The following is a 21058-nucleotide window of genomic DNA, read 5'->3' as shown; positions in this document are numbered from 1 at the left end:
TTAGTTCGCTCTGCCAACTATACGTATTGCGAACTAGGAGCTGGGATGGCATCGACCGTGGTTGTCGTCGGTGGCGGATACGGCGGGATCGCCGTCGCCCAGGCGTTGGACGAGGTGGCCGACGTCGTCCTCATCGAGCCGCGCGACACGTTCGTGCACAACGTCGCCGCACTGCGCGGCCTGGTCGATCCGACCTGGACGGACCGGCTGTTCTACCCGTACGACCGCCTGCTTACCCGCGGCCGGGTGATCCGCGACCGAGCAGCGCGAGTGGATTCGACGGGCGTGGTGCTGGCGTCCGGGCAGCGGATCGCGGCGGACTACCTCGTGCTGGCGACCGGTTCGGCCTACCCGTTCCCGGCGAAGTTCGACGACCTCGACAGCGCCGCCGCGAAGGCCCGGATCCGGACCACCCACGACGCCTTGACGCGAGCCGAGCACGTGCTGCTGCTCGGCGCGGGTCCGGTCGGACTCGAACTCGCCGGAGAACTGAAGGCCGCGTGGCCGGACAAGCCGGTGACCATCGTCGATCCGGCCGAAGACATCCTCACCGGCGACTTCCCGCCGGAGCTGCGGACCGAGCTGCGCAGCCAACTGGCGGAGCTGGGCGTGCGGCTGGCCCTCGGCGCCGCGCTGCGCGAGGACCCGCCGTCCGAGCCGGGCGAGGTCAAGGCGTTCACCGCGATCACCAGCCGGGGCGGGGAAATTACCGCGGACCTCTGGTTCCGCTGCTTCGGCGTGCGGCCGAACAGCGACTACCTTGCGGGCGACCTGGTGGCCGCGCGCAAGCCGAACGGCGCCATCGAGGTGACCGCCGACCTGCGCCTGCCCGGACTGCCGAACGTGTTCGCCATCGGTGACGTCACGGCGATCCCGGAGTCCAAAATGGCCAAAGCAGCGGGCGAACACGCGGAAACGGCCGCGAAGAACATCCGCTCCCTCATCGACGGCTCCCGGCACCTGGCCACCTACACCGCCGCCGCACCGGCCATCGCCCTCCCGCTGGGCCCCGACCACGGCGCGTCCTACGCCCCCGAGGTGGGCGTCCTGGCGGCCGAAGCCACTTCGCAGATCAAGGGCCGAACCCTGCGCACCGAGACCTACGAAGCCCTCCTCGGCCACGCGTGAAAACGTCCACTGTGCACGAGCGGGATCTCGGTTTCCGACACCGTCAGGAAGGTTTCTGCCTGGCCAACTGCCGGAGGTACGGGTCCGGGCTCAACAACGCGGCGACCACGGTGATCAGCGCCATCGCGGTCATGTAGATCGCGATGGCACCGTAGCCGCCGGTCGCGGTCAGCAGGGCGGTGGCGATCAGCGGCGACAACCCACCGGCGAACACCGCCGCCAGTTGTTGGCCCAGGGAAGCGCCGCTGTAGCGGACTTCGGGCTCGAACAGCTCGCAGTAGTAGGCGGGCTGCGGACCGTAGATCGCACTGTTGGCGACGTTGATGCACACCACCAGTGTCAGGTAGATCAGCGGCAGGTAGCCCGAATTCAGCGACCAGAAGAACGGCCAGCTCAACAACGCCATCAGCGCCGAACCGAACAGCACCACCTTCCGGCGGCCGATCCGGTCGGACACCGCGCCCCAGGCGGGCAGGCTGAACAGCCCCAGCACCGAGGTGATGATGACCCCGAGCAGCAGTTCGTCGCGACCCAGTCCGACCACCGTCGTGCCGTAGGTCAGGATGAAAGTCGTGTGGATGTAGAAGGTGCTGTTCTCGGCGAACCGGATCCCGGCGGCGCGCAGCACGTTCTTGGGCTGTCGGCGCAACACCGCGATGATCGGTTGCCGCTCGATGGTGCCCGCCTGCTGCAAGCCTTCGAAGACCGGGGATTCGGCGACGCGCAGCCGGATCACCAGGCCGACCGCGATGAGCACGATCGAGGCCAGGAACGGCACCCGCCAGCCCCACGCGGTGAACGCCGAATCGTCCAGGTTGGACGAAAGCACGATGAACGCCACGTTCGCGGTCAACATCCCGGCGGGCACGCCCATCTGCGGCCAACTGCCGTAGAAGCCGCGCCGGTGCGGCGGTGCGTGTTCCACCGCCATCAGCGCGGCGGCACCCCATTCACCGCCGACCCCGATTCCCTGGATCATGCGCAGCAGCACCAGCAGGATCGGCGCGGCGATCCCGATGCTCTGGAAAGTCGGCAGCAGACCGATCAGGAACGTCGCGGCGCCCATCAACGACAGCGACAGCACCAGCATCGACTTGCGACCGATCCTGTCGCCGTAGTGCGCGAAGACGATGCCGCCGATCGGCCGGAACGCGAAACCGACGGCATAGGTGCTGAAAGCCAACAGGGTGCCGATCAGCGGTGTGGCGCCGGTGGGGAAGAAAAGCGTGTTGAAAACCAGTGCGGCGGCGGTGCCGTAGATGAAGAAGTCGTACCACTCGATCGCGGTGCCGATCATGGTCGCCCATGCGACGGTGCGGGTGCTCGCGGGTCGGTTGGACTGGGTACCGGTTTCGGTCGTCATGGGCAGCTCCGTTGCTGCTTGAACCCCAGCGCTGGTTCGCAGCCCGCGGCTGGGGTTTCGACGTCGCGGGTGGAAGAGAGGATCGGGCCATGCGAGGCGGAAAGCAAGGAAAGCTTCCGTGCAGATCGATAAAGTGCCGCCGCTGCTCGTTCAGCCCTCGCCGGGCGCTTGTTCGAGCCAGTATGCTGCCACGTCCCTGTCCGATTCCGGTACCAGGAACCAGCACTGTTCATCGAATTCCGGTCGCGCGCACCACCGGTGGGCGCGACGTTCGTCCACCGCTGCACGAAAGCATCGAAGGGATGCGCGATGAACCCGGACCTGCTGCGCAACTACCTCGCCAAACATCGCGTCAACCGCCGCGGTGCCATCCGGATTGCCGGTGCCGCAAGCGCGATCGGGGCCGCCACCTGGGCCGGTGCCGGAAGCGCGCAAGCCACCGGAGCACCCAGCGTCGTTCCCGATGACCACTTCGACGACACGCCGTTCGACTACGCCGACCCGGCGAACCTGCCGGACTGGGCGCCCAGCCGCTACGGGGCCGATGACCAGCGGGGCGCGTTCAACGAGGTGACGCCGGAGCGGACCGCCGCCGCCCTGGCGCTGCTCGACACCCGGCGCGCGGTGCGGACTTACAACCTGGGCGAGCTGATGTGGAACGGTTTCCCCGCCTTCCAGGCCGATCCGCCGCGCACCTACGACCAACGCCTCACCGTGTACGGATACGTGCCGCCACCCGAGTTCCAGTCCGAAGGCGGCGTGGTGATGTCGACCGAACCGTTGGGGGCCAACAAGGTCATCTGGCACGAGGAGCGGTTCCTCGGCCACCAGTACCCGAAGCACCCGGAGCCGCTGGCGACGACGTACCAGATCGGCTCGCAAACCGACAACCTCAACCACATCGGTGCTGGCGAGTACTTCTACAACGGCTTGCGCGGCCCCGACATCGCCCGCGGCCACGGAACCACCAAGCTGGGCAACGAGAACATGGGCCCGGTGGCGACCAGGGGCGTGCTGCTGGACGTCCTGGGGGTGAAGCTGGCCGAGGGCGCGACCGGCGACCTGGCCGAACCGGCGAGCAACGGCCAACCGCTGCTGCGGGAGGACTACCGGATCACCGTCGAGGACCTGCAGGCGGCGATGGACTTCGCGGACGTCGACGAGATCGGTCCTGGCGACGTGGTCCTGGTGCGCACCGGGTGGAACCAGTTGCTGGCCCGCCGCGATCCGGCCGACATCGAACGCTGGGAGGCCACTGCTGGCATGCCCGGCATCTACCTGCGGGAGGCCCGCTGGCTGGCGCAGTTCCGGCCCGCGATCATCGGCAGCGACACCTGGGCGCTGGAGGTGCTCGGCAGTCCGGTGAACGAGGACGGCACGTCGTTCCCGGTGCACCAGGAACTGCTGATGCGCCACGGAATCCGGATCGGCGAGTCCTACGTCCTAGACGGCCTGGCCGACGACGGGGCGTACGAATTCGTCTTCACCGTGACCCCGCAGTTCGCCGAAGGTGCCACGGCCGGGAACACCCCACCAGCAGCCCTGGCCCAACCCCGCTGACCGGCGCGGGTCTCGGGGTCGCTGCTCAGCTGGCCAGTGCCTGGTCTATTTCGGCGAGCTCGGAGGCGGTCAGCGACCAGCCGATCGAGGTGACGTTCGCATTGACCTGTTCGGGAGTCGTCGCCCCGGCGATGACGGAGGTCACGTCAGGCTGCGCGAGCAGCCAGCCGAAAGCGAGCTCGATGATCGTGCGTTCGTGACGGCGGGCCACGGCGCTGAGCGAGTCGACCTTCGCCAAGTTCTCCGGGGTGGCGGCTTGGGCGAACCACGGGAGCGTCGCCAGCCGTGAACCCTCGGGGAAATCGTTGCGCCCGCTGTACTTGCCGGTCAGCAGCCCCGAGGCCAGCGGGAAGTACGGGACGACTCCCAGACCGGCAGCGTGCGCTGCCGGGACGATCGTGTCCTCGACGCCGCGGGCTAGCAGGTTCCATTCGACCTGCACCCCGCGCAGCGGGAACCCGTCTCGCGCCTGAGCAGCCGCAGTGGTCGCGGTGATCTGCGCGGCGTCGACGTTCGAGATCGCCGCATGAAGCACCTTGCCCGAGGTGATCAGGGACTCGAAGGCGTCCAGCAACTCATCCAGCGGGGCCTCCGGATCGGGGTAGTGCTGGTAGAACACGTCGATCCGGTCCGTGCCCAGTCGGCGCAAGCTCCCGTCCGCGGCGTCCGTGATGCGTCGGGACAGATCACCGGGTCGAAAGGGTTCTTCGCTGCGCGGGAGGTACTTGGTCGCGAGGACCACCTCGTCACGGCGGGTACCGAGAGCGGCGCCCAGGAACTCCTCCGACTTGCCCCCGCCGTACATCTCGGCGGTGTCGAAGTGCGTGATCCCCACCTCCATGGCTGTCTCCACAACAGCCTTGGTCTGCTCGGCGTCGAGCTTCATCCCGAAGTTGTTGCACCCCAGCCCCAGCACGGAAAGCTCGGGTCCCTGAGCTCCCAGCCTGCGTGTATCCATCGCGTCGCCTTCTCGTCGTAGCCTCGAACACAACCTTACGCAACTACCTTCGGACAAAACTGCCCAGAGACCCACTACCGGACCGGGTATTCGGTGAACGGATATGCGGCGTCGCCGCCCGCACCGGGGACCACGACCCTCCGGGTCTGCACCGCGTACCCGTCGACCCCGGCCGAGTAGCCGACCAGTCGCACGCTGCCCCAGTTCGTTCCCGGAGCACCGCGCAGCGCGCTCGGCACTTCGGTCGTCGTGGCGTTCATCGCGATGCCCGCGAAAGAGCCGCCCATGCTCGTGTCGTAGGACATCGCCGTGCCGATGGCCTCGTCCGGCGCCGCGATCACCACCCGCGGGCTCTGCGCCACCCCGTCCCCGACCTCGGGAAAGTCCCGAACGCACGGGAATCCCGCGGTGAACGGCCAGTCGACCAGCACGGGACCGCGGCCCGGCAGGAACTCCCCGAGCGGCGCCGCGTGCCGCACCAGCGGGCCGCTGGCGGCCAGCCAACCGAACCGGTCGCTGGTGCCGTCCACGGCTTGGACCCGGACGCTGTCCGCGCCCGCCGGGACGAGGCTCGCCGGAACACCCAGCGACCGCCAACGCCCGTAGTCGCGCCAATCCGTGGGTCGACCGTGCCTCGGATCCGCGTACGGCTGGGTGGTCGGCTGCGGGTCGGGCAACTCGCGCACGCCGATCGGATTGCCATCGCGACCGAACTCCAGCCGGATGGTGTTGCCGTCCTGCGCCCGCCCGGCGACCCAAACCGAGACCCGCTGATCATCGGACAGCGCCGGAAGCCCGAACCACGGGCTCGTCAGGTACCCGGTCGACTGCGGGCCAGCGGCATTGCTGTCCCACACCTGAAGTTCGGCGCCCTCCGCTGGCGGCGCTCCGACCGAAGACCCGCGCCCGAGGACGAACCCCGCCGCGGAACCACTGCCCCTGGCTTGCAGCACACCGTTGGGCGCCAAGGGAAACACGTCGATCGCATCAGCCATCCCGCAACCTTCTCCGGCGAGCGCGTGCAGGTTCTGCCTTGCCAACGTGTAGTTGGACGACAGGACCGCAGCGGTGAAGCTGCCCACCAGAACGGCCACCGAGGTGACCGCCCAGGCGACCGCGATGATTCCGGGTGCTAGCAACACCGCACGCCAAACAGTAGCCCTGACCACCAGCGCCCAGCCGAGCGCAGCGCAACCGCCGACGATCATCCAGAAGATCGGGCTCTGCAGCGGAAGTCCGGCAGGCGTGACCGGCTCGTCCGACCACGCGACCTCGAAGTTGGACGGAATCCACCACATGTTGGGCCCGACCATCGCCCACCCGGCGGCGAACGCCACGGCCACCGACCCGGCGAGCGAGATCAACCGGACCCGGCGATCGCCGGAGTTGTTCCGGCCAACCCGGACCAGGAACACGATGCCCAGCGCCAACAGCGGAACGCTCACCCCGGCCAGTGCACCGAAGTGGTGCGTCCACTTCGACGGGGCGAACCACAGCGCGAGGAAACCACCGACGACCGCGCCGACCAGCAGGTGCAGGTCGGCCAGTCCGGATCGCCGCTGGAACCCCTTGCCCAACAGCATCATCGTCGTCAGCAGCACCACGAGCGTCAGCAGCACCGCGGTGCGCTTGGCCGCATTGCCCTGCGTCAGCGGGCTGAACAACAGCTGGTACCGGGTGAGCTCCTGGTACCAGCCCAGGCTGGGCCCGAACTGGTCGTGCAGCTCGGTGGCGCGCACGACCGCGGTCCACGAAGCATCGGCGAACATCGCCACGAGTCCCACCGAGCCGAGGCACAACAACATCGCGACGCGCGCCGCGGATGTCAGCCGGGCTGCGGGCCACGAACGCCAAATCCTGGGCAGGAACAAGGCAACAGGTACGAGCGCGATGAGCCCGGACGGCGTCGTCGCCACCGTTGCTCCCGCGATGAGCGCCGCGGCACCGATGCGGGAGAAGTCGAGCTCGCCGCCGGTGGCGCGCAGCAACAGGACGAAAACCGCCGCGCTGCCCAACGCGACTACCGACTCCGGGCGCAGGCCGACGTTGAACGGCAGCCACCACGCCAGGAACGCAAGCGCGCACACCAGCCGCACGCTCGCGCGGCCCGCCCACGCGGGCGCGAGCGCGCGCAGGATTCCCCGGCTGGCCACGAACCAAGCCGCGATAGCGACCGCAGTGGACGGTATCCGCAGCAACGGCAGCGGCAGGCTGTGCGCGGCGAACAAACCGATCACGTGCTGCCACAAGGTGAACGGCGCTTCCGAGGCGTTCATCCACCGGTAGTAGTTGCCGATGTCGCCGGTGTCGAAGCCATTCCTGATGGTCATCAGCGCCCAGCTGTCGTCATCGGTCACCGGCGCGATGATCATCCAGCCCAGCAGCACCGCCACGACTCCGGCGTCGAGGAACCAGCCCCGGCCAGACCGGCCGCGCGGCACGGTCGCGCCCCGCAACAAGAACCACGAAACCGCGGCGCACGCCAGTTGAACCGCGATGAGCGCGATCTTGCCGCCGGTCGGACTGGTCTGGAACCACGAGTAGGCCCGCGCCGTGACCGCCATGCCGCGGGCTTGCTCCGGCGTCAGATCCGTCGCGAAGGTGAACACCTCCGGCGCGGGTCTGCCCGGCAGTTCCACCCGCCCACCACCGTCGAACGCGACGCTCGAACCGGCCGAGGTCGATGTCAGCTGAAAACCGCAGGTGTGCGGGGGAATCGGCACGACGTGCTGATCGAAGAGCAAGTACGGGCGACCATCCCGCACCCCGGCCACCACGCCTTCCCGCGTGCTCTGCGGCGGCAGCGTCGAGAAGACGGTCGTGGGTCCCGAACCTCCCGCGGACATCACCGAGCAGGGGACCGTCAACCGGAACTCGGCCGGGCGGTAAGCAACGAACAGCGCCGAGGTCGAACGTGGGATGCCGTCCCCTCCAGGCCAGCTGATCGTGCTCTGCTCGGTCAACACCGGCGCGAAGGGCAGCGCGACAGCCGCCACCAAACCCAGCAGCCCGACGAGGAGACCGACGAACGACCGCATCCGTTTGCCGGGAACGGCGGTGGTCTGATCGGTTGCCGGTTCGATCCGCGTCACCTGTCCCCCATTCGCCGGACAAACGGGCAACAGTATCGAGCGCAGCCGACCAGGCGGCACGATCAACCGACCAAGATCACCTGGTCAGGGATCGGACGGCAGCGCGAGTCCGTGTTCGTGGGCGTAGATGACCGCGTGCACGCGGGTGCGCAGGCCGAGTTTGGCGAGGATCGGCGCGACGTGCGTTTTGACGGTGCCTTCTTCGATCCACAGCGCGCGGGCGATCTCGCCATTGCTCAATCCTCGCGCGACCTGCGACAACACCTCCCGCTCACGGGCGGTGAGCCGCCCGAGCTCCGGGCTGGCGGGCCGCGGGGACAGCGTCGCGAAGCGGCGAACCAACCGGCCGGTGACCTGCGGGTCGATCAGGCCGTGGCCGCGGGCGGCGGCGTGCACCGCGTCGACGAGCAGCTGCGGTCTGTTGTCCTTGAGCAGGAATCCGGTGGCACCGACCCGCAGCGCCTCGAACAGGTACTCGTCCAGGTCGAAGGTGGTCAGCACGATGATCGCCGGAACGGGTGCGGCGTCCGGCCCGGTGAGCGCCCGGATGACAGCGATCCCGTCCAACTTCGGCATGCGGATGTCGATCACCGCGACGTCCGGACGCCGCGACCGCACCTGCCGGATCGCCTCGGCTCCGTCGGCGGCCTCGCCGACCACCCGCACGCCCGGCGCGGTGTCGAGGACGAGTCGCAGCGCGGACCGCACCGCGGCCTGGTCATCGGCGATCAGCACGCGAATCGTCACCGCGTTGCCCTCTCGGTCGGCAGGGCGGCTTGCACCAGCCAGCCGTGCGGATGACGAGGCGTGATCCGCAGGGTGCCGCCGAGCAGGTGCGCGCGTTCTCGCATACCGCGAATGCCCTGTCCCTCGACCACGAGATCACGCGACGGGCCGTCGTCCTCGACCGTGATGATGACCGCTTCGGATTCGTACCGGATTGCCACCCGGATCTCACCGGCGTCGGCGTGCCGAACGGCGTTGGTCAGCGCTTCCTGCGCCAACCGGTAGCCGCCGTGCTCGACCAGCGGTGGCAATGTTCTGACCGGCCCGTGCCAGCTGAGGACGACCGGACAGTCCGATGTGGTCAGTCGATCGGCCAGCGCGGCGACATCGGCGAGAGTGGAGCCGGTGAGGTCGTCGTCTTCGCGCAGCGTCTCCAGCAGCTCGCGGACCTCAGCGAGCGCGGTCGCCGCGAGGTCGTCGATCGTGCGAAAAGCCGTACCAGCGGCAGGCGGAATGCCGCCAAGGGCATACGTCGCCGCGCCGACCTGCAGTCGGATCGCCGTCAGGTGGTGCCCAACGGCGTCATGCACCTCACGGGCGATCCGACTCCGTTCCTCGGCCACCACCCGACTCGCCTCCGCCTGGTGCAGCCGCGCGGCCTGCTCGGCGCGATCCCGGTGCAGCCGCATCGCGTAACCGACCGCCACCGGCGCGATCCCGGTGATGACCGCGTCGCTGAACAACGCGGTGTCCAGTGGCCCAACAGGCAGCACCAACGCGTACGCCAACAGCCAACTCACCGACGCCGCGAACACCAACGCGACGCGGTGCGAGCAGTAGTAGGCGGCCGAGCAGAAAGCCGCCATCGCCACCAGCTTCCCGGACCAACCCGGCACCGGAGCTCCACATAGGACAACCACAGCCGAAGCGATCGCGGCGGCCAGCGGCAGCTTGCGCCGCAACGCCAGCGGCGCGGCCACCCCGACGCTGAGCGCGGCGATCACGATCGGCGATGCTGAGGCTCCCTGCCACACGCCAGTGCCGAACACGACTGCGGCAGCGAGCACAGCATCCCGAATAGCACCGGCGCGGCGCCAGGGGTGAACCGCCGGAACGCGGTTTCCCACCGCGGGCAATCGCAGCTGCATCCCACTGTTGTAGCTGATCACGCGGCTGGGCAGCTGGCACTTGGCGGCGGCAGTTCGCCAGTGGTCAGGTAGCGGTGCACATGCTCGTGGAGGCACCGGTTCCCGCTGAGGTACAACGCGTGGTTGCCCTCGGTCGGCAGGTACCGAGCGCCGGGCAACTGCTCGGCCACCAACTGGCCGTGCTCGGGCGGTGCGCCGCCGTCGTTGCTGCCGTTGGCGATCAAGACCGGCGGCAAGCCCGGCGCCGGGTGGATGGGATGCGGCTGGAAGGTTCCCACCCGCGGCAAGCCCGCGCACCGACCGAAGGTCGTCCAGGCCAGCCCCCAACCCAACCGCGGCGCCACCTCGACGCGCAGCCGGGCCTCGACGCGCTTCATCTCGGCGTAGCTGGTGTCGTACGGAAAGTCGGCGCAGGTAGCCATCCCCATCAGCGCAGCGCCGGGCACATCCGGCAGCGGAGGCGGTGCCGAAGGTGGCGCGAACGCCGTGGCGTCTCCCGCGTCGGCGGCGGCCAGCGCGGTGGCCAGTGCGGGCCACCCGGTCTCCTTCCGCACATCAGCGGAACCGACGATCTGCTCAGCGCTGACGGTGACGTCCGGGCCAGCGCCCGGCGCCGGGATCGGATCCCGTTCCGCCTTGGCGATCACGCGGTCCCAGACGGCCAGCGCGTCCTGCCCGACCAGCGCGCAACTGGGCTCGCGCGCGCACCAGTCGGCGAACCGGTGCAGGTTGCGCTCCAGCGTCGCCGCTTTGGGGGCGACCCAGTCGTAGAACTCGCGGCTGACGTGCTCGCCGACGCTGTCCAGGTACATCCGCCCGACGTTGGGTCCGAACAATTCCGCGTAAGCCTGGCCGTAGGTGCCCCCGTAGGAGTTGCCGAAGTAGTTGAGCTTGCGCTTGCCCAACGCCACCCGGATCGCATCCATGTCGTGCGCCACCTGCCAGGAGTTGAGGGAGCCCCGAAGCGGGCCCAGCGCCGGTGCACACGCCTCGGCGAAGCTGCGATTGGCCATCGCGTACTCGGCGAACGCGGCGCGATCCGGCGGCGGCAGTTCGGTTCCCGTCGGTGGCGGTTCCGGACAGGTGACGCCGCTGCTGTTCCCCATCCCGCGCGGGTCGAACACGACCACGTCGAACCACTGGGTCAGCTCGGCCAGCTGGCGCTGCAAGGTCGGCAGGGCGAAGAGCACCGGGTTCGGCCCACCGGGGTTGACCACCAGGGTGCCGCGCTTGCCCGCCTGATCACGGGCGGGCAATTTCCCCAAGCCGATCTTGATCCGGTCCCCGCCGAGACGCGCCCAATCCGCGGGCACGACGATCTCGCCGCACTGCAAGCCGTCGAAGCAGTCCTGCCAGGCAACGGAATCGGTGACCTCCGGCGGCTGCGCCGAGGCCGACCCGGTCACCACCGAGCCGAGCACACCAACGGCGCCGAGCAAGCTCGCGATCTTCGTTCTCATGCGCCAACTCTGGCCACCAGAAAGGCGCGAAGTCGTCCCCCGCCAGACAGATCTTCCGGTAGCGAACCCGAAACCCAACCGGAACCAACCACACTTCGCCACCCCACAAGGTGACAAGAAATGAGGTGAGGGGCACCTGTGACCAACTTACTTGGTCACAGGTGCCCCTCACTCCTCACCCGAACGGGGTCGTGAGTGCGTAACCGGGCTGGAGGCCGGTTGGGCACTCACGACTGCTGGTCGTCGGTGGCGACGCCGAGTTCGTAGGCGTGCAGCGTGTCGATGAACATGCGCCGCTGGTCCGGCGTCAGCGGTTCGAGGGCGTTGCGCCAGGCCCTGGCACCGCGAGCCAGCCAGGCGTCTATCGCGGGCAGCTTCTCCTCGGTGATGCTGACGATCCGGCGGCGGCGGTCGGCTTCGTCCTCCCGCCGCTCCAGGACGCCTTTGCGGCTCAGCTCGCCGACCATCAGGCTCACCGTCGTCGGCGCGACCTCCAGCCGGATCGCCAGCTCGTTCACCGTCATCGGACCGTCGAAGAGCAGGTAGGACAGCAGCGAGAGGTGTCGTGGCGCCAGCGCGAGCGACTGGAGTTCGTCGGGTATCCGCAACCGTTTCGCACGCCCGACCAGCCGAGGCATCAGCAGCAGCAGCGCCCGGATCGCGTCATCGACACCTGGATCGGAGTCCTTCGTTGACATCCACCACACCCAAATATAGCTTTGTCATCAAAGAGACTTTGCATGCAAAGCAAAGCATCTTTGCCATTGATGCTACCCACCGATCGAAGGGCCGGACGATGCCGCACTTCAGCGTGAAGCTGTTCGAAGAAGCACTCGACGGAACCACCGAACCGAAGATCATCCAGGCGCTGACCGATGCCGCGACCAAGGTGTACGGAGCGGACTTCCGACCGCTCGTGGGCGTGGAACTGTTCGGCATCCCCCGCCACCGCTGGGGCTCCGGCGGCGCACCGGCCGAAGCGGAATGCGCCGTGGTCACCCTCAACATGCGCGAAGCGGGCCTGACCCGATTCGACCCCGCCGCCCTGATCACGTCCATCACCGCCGCGATGGTCGAGGTCTTCGGCGAAGACCTCCGCAAGAACGTGACGGTCAACCTCGTCGGAGTCCCACCGGGCCGCTCCGGAGTCGGCGGCGAAGTCGTCTGACGGAATCGAACGACGGCTCAGCTGTGCCCATTCCAGCTGTCGGGCTGCGAGCCGTCGATGTCGGTGAAACCGTACTCCCGCGCGAACTCGGCGGAAGTGGCCGAACGCTGATTCCACCTCGCCCGGTCGGGGTCCGCGGCCAGCGCCGCGACGGCGCGGCCGACATACCGCGGCGACTCCGACAACGCGAACCCCTCCGGAGCCGTTGGGTAGCCTTCGCCCCGGTTCGGGGCCAGGGCGTCTCGCCAGTTGTCCTCGGTCACGCCGTAGTTGTCGAGCATCATCTCCGACCGGAGCCAGCCGGGCGTGATGGCAACGGCCGTTGCGCCGTGCGGAACCAGTTCATGGCCCTGCGAGAAGGCCAACCGGTTCACCGCCACCTTCGCCAGGTCGTAGAACACCGAAATCCGGTATCGCGACGCGTTGAAATCGGCCGTGCCGTCGGTGACCTCGACGAGCAGACCACCCGGCCGATCGATGAGCAGCGGCAGCAGGTGGTGCGAGGTGATCAGGTGCGTGTCGATGGCGAGTCGGAGTATCCGCAGACCAGCGTCGAGATCGTGCGCCCAGATCGGGGTGTTCCACTCGGCGGGGCTGCCCTTGAGGCGTTCCGCGCCCCAGATGTCGTTGACCAGCACGTCGATGTGCCCGTACTCGTCGCGAACCCGCGCGGCCAACCACCGAACCTGGTCGGAGTCCAGATGATCGACCTGGGCCGCGATCCCAGTACCGCCCAGCCTCGTGACGAGTTCGGCCGTCTCCTCGATCGTCTCGGGTCGGTCGTAGTCCGACCCACCGCTGCCGGTCGCGCTGGAGCGCCCGGTGCAGATCACCGTCGCCCCGGCTTCCCCCAGCGCGGCCGCGATCCCACGCCCAGCTCCCCGCGTAGCTCCCGCCACGACAGCGACACGTCCGCGCAACGCGTCAGGGTTCACCGACCAATCCACCCGCCGACTATGACAGACCGGATCGTTCTTCAGTCGGATCGCGCGGCTGCGGACCGCTCGCGGGGCGCAGCGAGCCGTCGGCATCCGCAGGTAGCCCACGCTGGATCCGACCCAGTACCGCGAGCAGGACGACCATGGCGACGGGGAAGATCGCGAAGACGTAGAACGTCCCCTTCGCATCGATGCCGTTGTCGAGGAGCAGACCGGCGAGCCAGGGACCGAGCATCGCGCCGAGTTTCGACACCGAAGCCGCCCAGCCGCCACCGCTGGCACGGATCGCGGGCCGGTAGAAGATGCCGGAGATGCTGATGACCCCACCGTTGCCACCCACGATCAAGATGTGGGCGACGACCAGCACGAGCACGTAGCCAACGGCCCCGAGCGGCGCGAACCCGATCAACAACAGGCACGGCACGGCGAGCAACGGCATCCACATGATGGCGCCAGCTCCACGGCGGTCGATGAACCGGCTGATCAGAACCTGGCCGAGCGCGCCCGCGACCGAAGTCCCGGAGGCGAGCGTCGCGGCAGCCGAGACGCTGAAGCCGATCTGCTCGTTGAGGATCGGGCCCCAGAAGGCGAGGTAGAAGACCACTGTCGCGGAACAGAACCAGGCACCCCAGACCAGCGGGGTGATCAGTGCCAGCCGTCCGCCGCGGAACAGCGACGCGGGCGTGAAGCGAGTGCGGTCCACATCCTGCGTTCCCACCACGAAACGCGCGTCGGAAGGCAACTGGATGCCCGGACTGACCCGCCGGAGGACCGGGATGATCCGGTGCTGGGCGAGGCCGCGCTGCGCCAGGAACTTGACGGACTCCGGCAGGAACAGCAGCACGGGGACGAGCATGGCCAGCGACGCGATGCCGCCCGCGAGGAACACCGACGCCCAGCCGAAGTCCGGGATGAGCAGGTTCGACACCGGCCCACCCGACGCGCTCCCGAGGCTGTAACCCACCATGACGATCACCACGGACGTCGATCGCAGCCGGGTGGGTGCGAACTCGGTCACCAGCGCCCACACGAGCGGCAGGGCGCCACCGATGAAGAACCCGGTGGCGAACCGCAGGACCACGAGCTGCGGGTAGTCCGCCGCGAAGGCGAACAGCACCATGAAGACGCCGAAACCAGCGACCGAACCGACGATCGCGGGCTTGCGGCCGAACCGGTCGCCCAGGTAGGCGATCGCGATTCCGCCGAACAACTGGCCCACCACGCCGACGGTTCCCAGGGTGCCCAACTGCGTGTTGCTGAGCGCGAGATCTCGCTTCAGGTAGCTGCCAGCGAACGAGATGATCTGGAGATCGAAGCCCTCAAGGAACGTGACCAACCACGCCACGGCGAAAAGCGCTGTCCAGAACCGTCCGATCTTCTGGTTCTCGATCAGCGGGACGACGTCGATGACCGGTCTGCTCGTCGTCGAATCCGACACTGCACACTCCCTTGTGCGCTCGTGGGACCAGGACCAAGCGGCGTGCGCGATCCCGATTCAGCGGACGGGCCGGTCTCCGGCGGCAGTGTCGGAGACCGGCGTTCGTCATGACGTCGTGTCGAGCCCGGTGTTGACGATCAACCGGTCGCCTTCGAAGCGGACCGTTTCCGGACAGGAGGCAGCGAGGTGCTCGACTTCCTCGGGGACCTCGTCGAGCGCGACGATCCGGGGTTCGAGGTTCTCCTGCGGCTTGACGAAACGCGCACTCCAGCGGAATTCCCCGTCCGCGACTTCGAGCTCCGCGATGAGGCCCGGTTGACCGGGGTGCTTCACGCGCGCCACGAAGTCCCATCCGAAGATCACCTGGCTGAGCCCGTAGAAGATCGGTTTGCCCCGGTACACCTCGATGGGCTGGACGACGTGCGCGTGGGAGCCGAAGACGACGTCCGCGCCAGCGTCGATGGCGGCCTGGGCGAGGGTGCGTTGGTAGTCGACGACCTCGCGCTGGGACGAGACTCCGAAGTGGAAGAACGCGATGAGGACATCGACGTTGTCGCGCTCGGCGGCGAGGTCGGCCCGCAGCGCGTCGACGTCGGCGGCATCAGGGGTCGTGATGATCTTGGCGGGTAGTCCGGGCAGTTCGATGAGCCGCGGGTGGGGTTGGTACGACGTAGCGACGCGGACCGGCACGACACCCGCCTGGGTCTCGGTGGCCTCGTGGCCGTGCGGCCAGAACACCGCCGTGCGCGAGACCATGCCGATGCGCTTTCCGTCCACAGTGGAACGAGCAGCCCGCCGCGCGCTGCTCCGGTCCGAACCAGCCCCGGTGTGCGCGATCCCCTCCGCGTCGAGCTGCTTGATCGTGGTGCCGATGGGTTCGGCCCCGAAGGTCACGTTGCTCGCGAGGTTGAGCATCCGGAAGCGCGCCTCGGCCAGGTTCGGCGCGTGGCCTTCACCGACGTGTTTGAAACCCGGCTTGTAGAACAGCTCCGCAGGCTCGGCGAGCAGGCCCTCAAGCGTGCCGACCGCGAGGTTCAGCGTGTCGAGGTACGGCATCAGGTGGCGGAACGGGTTCGAGTCGGTGGCAAATCCCGCCAGGTTGATGTCGCCGACCGCGGCCATTCTGAACGGGTCGGATGATGCCATCGCGTGATCCCTCGCTTCCGCTGTTCCCAGCTCCGCAGGTCCGGGTCGTCACATCCGCACCTGTCCGATATTCGTAACTCTTGTTCGAATATCAATCAATCTACGGAGTGCGCAGTCGCGAGTCAACGCCGGAAGGCTTCACCGACTCGACCCCGACCAAGACGCATGCGGACGTGAATCAGCGCGCCGGAACGATTGACGGCGTCCGCGCGCGCGTGGTGAACCTGGTGCCCTGCAATGCAAATGTGGCCTGCAACGAACGTGCGGGATTCGGTGGTCGACGTCATCGACCGGCGTCAACGCAGGCAGCACCGCGCCAACTCCAAGCCCGGCGCCGGGCGGTGGCGGTCAGATCCGCACGACCCCGGCGATCCGCTCGGCCGCGTCGACGACGAGCGGGGCCCGGTCCTCGATGTCGTCGATGACGTTCGGGAACAGCACCGTCACGCACGCTTCGCTCGGCCCGGCTTCCGATGGGACGGGCGCGGAGATCGCGGTCGCCTGATAGCCCATGACGACGTCACGCGCGGCGAATCCGGCGGCCCGCGCCTGCCGCAACTCGGCGTCGTCGTCCGGGCTCGGCTCGAACGTCAGCCGCAGCGCGAGTCCCGAGGTGCTGGCCTGCAGCGGTCTGCGCGTACCTTCCCTCGAACGCACCGCCATCCGGGCGAACTCGGCCTCGACCGCAAGCACGTAGACGACCTCGTCGCCGTCGCGCAGTCCGAGGACCGCCGTGGTGTTGAGTTCCTGCGCGAGCGATCTGATGATCGGGAACGCCGCGTGCCTGAGATCCCGCTGCACGCTGCGCGAGAGGGTCAGCAGCCCGAGCCCGAGGTCGTACCGGCCGTTGCCGACTTCGGTGCTCAGCAGGTGGTGCTGCGCGAGGGTGCGGAGCAGGCGGTAGACGACCGGACGGCTCAGCCCGAGGGCTGTCGCGATCTGCTGCGCGGTGAGCGGCCGACCTTCGGCAGCGAGGACTTCGAGCACCTGGAGTCCCCGGCTCAGAGTCTGCGAAACCGAGCGATCCAGCTCGTCGCGGGCACTGGACCCGTGGCGAGGAGGTGCGAAATCAGACTGCTCCACCGAAGGCACGATATCAGTCTCACCCACGCGTTCCGCCCAGTCAGACCGGGGTCGACGACCCCAACAGCGCATGGCCGACGGGGTGCCTGTTGATCAGGATTCGGCGGGCGGTTCTTCGCTGGGGAAGAGGATCGGGCTGAGCAGGTGTCGGCCGCGGTCGGAGGTGGGCGGGTTGGCCAACCAGGACGTGATCGCGTCGCGAAGTTCGCTGCTCATGGCGGCGAGTTCGTCGTGGTTGAGCCAGCTGGCGTGCCGCCGGTAGCCGACGAGATCGGCAGCCGGGTCGGCGTGATCCCGGTCGAGGTAGGCGTTGAACTCGGCGACCAAGGCGGCCACCGCTGCGGCGAAACCGCGTCGATGATCGTCGGGCGACAGTGCTGCGGTGATCCTGGCCGCCGACGCGGCGCCGCTGAGCCAGGCCGCCGTCCGCGTAGCCCGCTACCTGGCACCGTGAATCCCGGCCCGGCCGCGGGAGCCGCCGTCGAGTTGATCCACTCCCGAACAGCCGGAAGCCCGGTTACCCGGGCTTTCTCCGTGGTAACCGGGAACACCACCAAGCCTGACGTGGCGCAACCCGAACTCTTCGGTGCTCGTCGCAGGGCCCGCGATCACAGTCCATCCGGTGCGGTCCCGCCGACTCGAACGACCGACCGGTCCGTGACCTCGGCGCGCGCCGCCGCATGGTACTGGCGGATTCGCCAGCCGCCCTCAACGCGCTGGGCGACGATGGACAGGCGCATCGGACGGGACTCTCCCGTGGAATCGGTGAAGGTCACGTTCGCGAACCCACCTACCATTCCCTCGCCCAGCACAATTCCGTGCAGTACATCCACGGCGGCCGTTGTGCCGTCAGCGACGTTGTCGTAGTACGCGGATATCGCCGCCGGACCGATGAACAGCTCCGGATCGATGCCCTGGAAGAGGGCGTCCGCTGTGAACAGCGAGACGATGTCATTTGTCCGCCGCTCATCGAATGCTTTCTGCCAGGCACCCAGCAGTTCGCCCACGACACCGCGAGCCCAGCGTTGGGTACTCGCTTCCGGGCTCAGGTCGTCCTGCTCGCTGTGGACGATTTCCCGCTGCCACGCCTGACGCGGTTGGGTGTGCAGCCGCCAGTAGTGCTCCGCGATGTCGTCCGGGTCGAACGCGGTTCCCGGAGCGACTGGGCCGTCCACGGTCACGGTCGCCACGTGGAGGCCAGCTGGGCCGTACTGCTTGTCCAACAGCGTCACCAGGGCTCGCACGCCAGCCTTCCCGAGGGAGAGGCTCACGTACTCCGGCTTCGGCTCGGGCATTCCGCCCGTGATGATGAACGAACCGCTGCCGCGCTGCGCCATGTCGGGTGCGACGTGCGCGGCGGCGCTGATCGCGCCGACCACGTTGACTGCCCAGGCATCCTGATGGGCTCGCACGGACAGCTCACCGGGCAGGTCGGGTTGGATGATCGCCGCGTTGTACACCACGACGTCCGGCACGCCGAACTCCTCGCGCGCGCCCTCGAGAGCGGACCTCAGCGCTGCCTGGTCGGTGCTGTCCGCTGTCAAAGCGACAACGGGCACCCCAGTGGGCACCAGGGCGTCGGCGACGGTCTTCAGCGTGTTCCCCGACCGTGCCACCAGGGCGATCGACAGCCCCTCGCGCGCGAATCGACGGGCGACCGACAAGCCGATACCCGATCCCGCTCCAATGATCACTACTCCCGGCATGCTCGCTCCTTCGTTCTCCGGTTCGCGGACGAAGGAACCCTAAAGTCTGACATCAGTGAGAAGGTCAACCACGAACGAAGGAGACCCACGCAAAGATGCGAGCACGAGCCTCCCATTGCGTGGACGTTGGGGGAGCCTATTCGAACCCTGGAGGGCTGGTCCGAGAGCAGGCCGGAAACGCTGCCCCGCGCAAGGAGCCACTGGACGGTGGCCACCGCACCGTGGGGGGCTTGGGGGGGTCGACCCCCAAAGCAATGACGAAGCGATAAAGCGAAACGCCCTGCGTGAGCAGGGCGTTTCCAATCGCGGAGTGGAGGTGCCGGGAATCGAACCCGGGTCCTCCGTCGCTTCACCAAGACTTCTCCGTGCGCAGTCCGCTGTGTCTCTGCTCGGCTTCACCGGTCCCGCGAACTAGCCGGTGTGACAAGCCCAGTCGCTGTTTGGTGTCCCACCAGGTCCCGCGACCGAACCTGGCGGTAAGAGCCTCCTAGCTGATGCCGGATTCCGGGTCGGAGGCGATCCCGGTCCGACAGAGTCGCTCCTCGCTCAGGCGGCGAGGGCGAACTCGCGCTGACTCTTGTCGGCGCTTATTCATTTGCGGCGACGCTCACGGTGGTCTCCCGCCTGCACCGGCACGCTTCCCTTGGGTCGACGTACGGAGTCGAAACCGTTCACCCCCTTGCTCCCGGCTCGGCTTTCGAACCGGTGTACACCAGGATAACGCCTCGCGATCCGGCGATCATTCCCATATCCCTGAAACGATCAAGCGGACAGTCCGAGCAGCCGTGACGGGGTGTCGTGCAGCACCGCGCGCAGGAAGTCCGCGCCCAGCCGGTCTTCATTCCCGGCCCAGGTCGCGATCGCCGCGAGCTGCTCGGCGTAGGGGTACGGGATGTTCGGGAAGTCGGTGCCGAGCACGATCCGGTCGGCGTTCCCGGCCAGCCGGGCTGCCCAGTCGTTCGGCAGCGGGGCGAACTGCTCGCTGAAGGCCACCCCGACCATCGTGGTGTCGAGGTGCACTCGCGGATACCGGCCCACGAGGTCCAGCGCGGCGGCGTAGTCCGGCATCCCCGCGTGCGCCAGCACCGCGACCAGCCGCGGATTGCGCCGCAGGACGTCCTCGAACACGTCCAGTCCGGTGTACTCGCCGCGCCGCGGGCCGTTGCCGCAGTGCACCACCACCGGCACACCAGCCTCCGCGAGCAGCCCCCAGGCCGGGTCCAGCAGCGGGTCACGCGGGTCGAAACCACCGACCTGGACGTGCACCTTCACGCACCGCGCTCCGGCGTCGAGCGCCTTGGCCAGGTATTCCGCGACGGTTGGCTCCGGGAAGATGGTCGCGGTGGGGACCGCATCGGGCGTTCGCCGGGCGAAGTCCAGCACCCACTCCGTCAACCAGGCCGCCATGTCCGGCTTGTGCGCGTAGACCAGCGGCGCGAAGGTCGTCACCCCGAGCTCGCGGAGCACCCGCAACCGGGTTTCCTCTGCATACCGGTAGAAGATCGCCCATTCGGTGCCGTAGTGCGTGCTGGCCTCGTCGAAGAACGCCCAGACCTTGCGCAGCACCCGCTCCGGCAGGAAGTGCGTGTGGACGTCGACCAGGCCGGGCAGCCCCAGCTCGGCCGTCCAAGCCGGGACATCCGCGTCGCTGCTCGGCGGCACCTCTACCGCATGCCTTTGCGGGCCCGGCCGATGGCCCGCTGGATCTCCCGATCCGCGTCGCGCCTGGCCATGTCCTGCCGCTTGTCGTGGGCCTTCTTGCCGCGGGCCAGGGCCAGTTCGACCTTGGCCTTGCCGTCGCTGAAGTACAGCGCCATCGGGATCAGGCTCAGCCCGCTCTCCTTGATCTTGCCGATCAGCCGGAGGATCTCGTGCTTGTGCAGCAGCAGCTTGCGGGACCGGCGCGGCTCGTGGTTGGTCCAGGTGCCCTCGGTGTACTCGGGGATGTGCACGTTGCGCAGCCAGACCTCGCCGTCGTCGACGGTGGCGAAGCCGTCGACCAACTGCGCCTTGCCCTGCCGCAGGCTCTTGACCTCGGTGCCGGTCAGCACGATGCCGGTCTCGTAGCTGTCCAGCACCGCCCAGTCGTGCCGCGCCTTGCGGTTCTGCGCGATGACCTTGCGACCGCGTTCCTTCACCATGAG

Annotated in this window: 18 protein-coding genes and 1 other RNA gene; 3 read left to right on the top strand and 16 right to left on the bottom strand. The window is 68.3% G+C overall.

Translation table 11 applies throughout. From position 1 onward, the window contains the following. Nucleotides 1-45 precede the first annotated feature (45 nt). A complete protein-coding gene (locus MOQ72_RS10320; RefSeq protein ID WP_242182382.1) occupies nucleotides 46-1128 on the top strand; it encodes an NAD(P)/FAD-dependent oxidoreductase in 1083 nt (360 codons plus the stop codon). A 43-nt stretch (nucleotides 1129-1171) separates the two neighbouring features. Here the strand turns inward: MOQ72_RS10320 and MOQ72_RS10315 are convergent, their stop codons facing one another. After that, the gene (locus tag MOQ72_RS10315; RefSeq protein ID WP_242182380.1) at nucleotides 1172-2491 is read right to left on the bottom strand and encodes an MFS transporter; all 1320 of its coding nucleotides are present in this window, start codon (nucleotides 2489-2491) and stop codon (nucleotides 1172-1174) included. Between the two features lie 309 nt (nucleotides 2492-2800). Here MOQ72_RS10315 and MOQ72_RS10310 point away from each other — a divergent pair, with 309 nt between their 5' ends. Further along, complete coding sequence (locus MOQ72_RS10310) at nucleotides 2801-4051, top strand: cyclase family protein (protein ID WP_242182378.1); 1251 nt, start codon at nucleotides 2801-2803, stop codon at nucleotides 4049-4051. Nucleotides 4052-4076: 25 nt separating this feature from the next. Here MOQ72_RS10310 and MOQ72_RS10305 read toward each other — a convergent pair whose 3' ends face one another. From MOQ72_RS10305 to MOQ72_RS10280, 6 genes are all read right to left on the bottom strand, one after another. Further along, entirely contained in the window at nucleotides 4077-5009 is a 933-nt protein-coding gene (locus tag MOQ72_RS10305; protein WP_242182376.1) for an aldo/keto reductase, read from the bottom strand. A gap of 74 nt (nucleotides 5010-5083) precedes the next feature. Beyond that, a complete protein-coding gene (locus MOQ72_RS10300) occupies nucleotides 5084-8101 on the bottom strand; it encodes an arabinosyltransferase domain-containing protein (RefSeq protein WP_242182374.1) in 3018 nt (1005 codons plus the stop codon). Nucleotides 8102-8185: 84 nt separating this feature from the next. Then, complete coding sequence (locus MOQ72_RS10295; protein WP_242182372.1) at nucleotides 8186-8848, bottom strand: response regulator; 663 nt, start codon at nucleotides 8846-8848, stop codon at nucleotides 8186-8188. Continuing rightward, entirely contained in the window at nucleotides 8845-9894 is a 1050-nt protein-coding gene (locus MOQ72_RS45130) for a sensor histidine kinase (protein ID WP_242182371.1), read from the bottom strand. Before MOQ72_RS45130 ends, MOQ72_RS10295 begins: the two co-directional genes overlap by 4 nt. Nucleotides 9895-9992: 98 nt before the next feature. Beyond that, nucleotides 9993-11435 (bottom strand): alpha/beta fold hydrolase, encoded by a 1443-nt coding sequence (locus MOQ72_RS10285; protein ID WP_242182369.1) that lies wholly within the window; start codon nucleotides 11433-11435, stop codon nucleotides 9993-9995. A 227-nt stretch (nucleotides 11436-11662) separates the two neighbouring features. Continuing rightward, complete coding sequence (locus MOQ72_RS10280) at nucleotides 11663-12133, bottom strand: MarR family winged helix-turn-helix transcriptional regulator (RefSeq protein ID WP_242182367.1); 471 nt, start codon at nucleotides 12131-12133, stop codon at nucleotides 11663-11665. A gap of 98 nt (nucleotides 12134-12231) precedes the next feature. Between MOQ72_RS10280 and MOQ72_RS10275 the strand changes: the two genes are divergently transcribed. Continuing rightward, nucleotides 12232-12603, top strand: a complete 372-nt coding sequence (locus MOQ72_RS10275; protein WP_242182365.1) for a tautomerase family protein — start codon at nucleotides 12232-12234, stop codon at nucleotides 12601-12603. A gap of 17 nt (nucleotides 12604-12620) precedes the next feature. On the opposite strand, the gene MOQ72_RS10270 is transcribed toward MOQ72_RS10275, so the two are convergent. The 9 genes from MOQ72_RS10270 to smpB all read right to left on the bottom strand — a co-directional run bounded on the left by MOQ72_RS10270 (nucleotide 12621) and on the right by smpB (nucleotide 21055). Beyond that, entirely contained in the window at nucleotides 12621-13538 is a 918-nt protein-coding gene (locus MOQ72_RS10270) for an SDR family oxidoreductase (RefSeq protein ID WP_242182363.1), read from the bottom strand. A gap of 19 nt (nucleotides 13539-13557) precedes the next feature. Continuing rightward, nucleotides 13558-14979: an MFS transporter gene (locus MOQ72_RS10265; protein WP_242182361.1), complete on the bottom strand. Its 1422-nt coding sequence runs from the start codon at nucleotides 14977-14979 to the stop codon at nucleotides 13558-13560. Between the two features lie 105 nt (nucleotides 14980-15084). Further along, a complete protein-coding gene (locus MOQ72_RS10260; RefSeq protein ID WP_242182359.1) occupies nucleotides 15085-16125 on the bottom strand; it encodes a CapA family protein in 1041 nt (346 codons plus the stop codon). A gap of 348 nt (nucleotides 16126-16473) precedes the next feature. Next, nucleotides 16474-17208 (bottom strand): IclR family transcriptional regulator, encoded by a 735-nt coding sequence (locus MOQ72_RS10255; protein WP_242182357.1) that lies wholly within the window; start codon nucleotides 17206-17208, stop codon nucleotides 16474-16476. A gap of 93 nt (nucleotides 17209-17301) precedes the next feature. Further along, the gene (locus tag MOQ72_RS10250; RefSeq protein WP_242182355.1) at nucleotides 17302-17544 is read right to left on the bottom strand and encodes a hypothetical protein; all 243 of its coding nucleotides are present in this window, start codon (nucleotides 17542-17544) and stop codon (nucleotides 17302-17304) included. Between the two features lie 272 nt (nucleotides 17545-17816). Continuing rightward, a complete protein-coding gene (locus MOQ72_RS10245) occupies nucleotides 17817-18914 on the bottom strand; it encodes an SDR family NAD(P)-dependent oxidoreductase (RefSeq protein WP_242182352.1) in 1098 nt (365 codons plus the stop codon). A 308-nt stretch (nucleotides 18915-19222) separates the two neighbouring features. After that, nucleotides 19223-19593: a transfer-messenger RNA gene (gene ssrA / locus MOQ72_RS10240) on the bottom strand. 83 nt (nucleotides 19594-19676) lie between these two features. Beyond that, nucleotides 19677-20576 carry an amidohydrolase family protein gene (locus MOQ72_RS10235; protein WP_242182350.1) on the bottom strand — a complete coding sequence of 300 codons (900 nt, stop codon included), beginning with the start codon at nucleotides 20574-20576 and terminating at the stop codon, nucleotides 19677-19679. A gap of 2 nt (nucleotides 20577-20578) precedes the next feature. Then, on the bottom strand, nucleotides 20579-21055 hold the full coding sequence (smpB, locus tag MOQ72_RS10230; RefSeq protein WP_242182348.1) for an SsrA-binding protein SmpB: 477 nt from the start codon (nucleotides 21053-21055) through the stop codon (nucleotides 20579-20581). Between the last annotated feature and the right edge of the window lie 3 nt (nucleotides 21056-21058).

The sequence above is a fragment of the Saccharopolyspora soli genome (assembly GCF_022678645.1).
GTDB lineage: Bacteria > Actinomycetota > Actinomycetes > Mycobacteriales > Pseudonocardiaceae > Saccharopolyspora > Saccharopolyspora soli.
The sequence above is the reverse complement of the archived record's forward strand: the minus strand, read 5'-3'. Positions and strand labels throughout refer to the sequence as shown.